General features: G+C 53.7%; 1 protein-coding gene. It reads left to right on the top strand.

Features of this window, described 5'->3' with window-relative positions; translation table 11 throughout:
* Positions 1 to 348: Calx-beta domain-containing protein (locus AACP56_RS17980; RefSeq protein WP_339339110.1), on the top strand; the 348-nt coding region annotated here is incomplete at both ends.

Genomic DNA, 348 nt, shown 5'->3' with positions numbered 1-348 from the left:
CAACGATAACATCACCGTCGATGAAGCGGCGGGTACCGCTACCGTGAACGTAGTGCTCACGGGTAACGTCCCCGGTGGGTTCACACTGGACTTCGCTTCCGCCGATGACTCGGCCATAGCACCTGGTGACTATGTTAGTGATAATGGTACTTTGACCTTCAACGGTACCGATGGCGAGAGTGTCCCTGTGACCTTTACCATCAACGATGACAGTTTGATTGAGCCGACGGAGGCGTTCTTCGTCAACCTTTCCAACCTGTCCACAACGCTGATTTCCATCAACGATGACCAAGCGACCATCAACATCACCGATAACGATGCCGTGGCAGGTACGGGCATCGCCTTTGA

It is taken from the genome of Croceitalea sp. MTPC6 (assembly GCF_036985525.1).
GTDB lineage: Bacteria > Bacteroidota > Bacteroidia > Flavobacteriales > Flavobacteriaceae > Croceitalea.
Note: the sequence above shows the minus strand (reverse complement) of the source record. Positions and strands in the feature narration are given on the sequence as shown.